At 38.0% G+C, this 250-nt stretch carries 1 protein-coding gene; it reads right to left on the bottom strand.

Annotation, left to right across the window (positions count from 1 at the left end):
* Nucleotides 1-68: 68 nt before the first annotated feature.
* Nucleotides 69-250: RsiV family protein (locus V7659_RS31955; protein WP_335543979.1), on the bottom strand; the 182-nt coding region annotated here is incomplete at its 5' end.

Here is a 250-nt window from a genome sequence, read left to right as displayed (position 1 = left end):
CTAACAGACGCACTTTCTTCATAAACATAAAAAGACTGCTGACATCTTCAGCAGTCTTTTTTCTTCTTTTAATGAATGTACATATCGCTGACAAGAACATCCTTTAGCACGCTTGTTGGAATCGTGAATTCAACTACACCCATGTAACCAGGCGCCACATCATATTCGTTGAAGGAAATCACCAGTTTGCCTTTTGAATTGATATAGAAACTTTGATCTGGCTGAATCTTCTTAAACGGATCAACCGTAT

It is taken from the genome of Neobacillus drentensis (assembly GCF_036966985.1).
GTDB classification, from domain to species: domain Bacteria; phylum Bacillota; class Bacilli; order Bacillales; family Cytobacillaceae; genus Neobacillus; species Neobacillus drentensis_E.
This window is presented reverse-complemented; position numbering and strand designations above follow the sequence as displayed.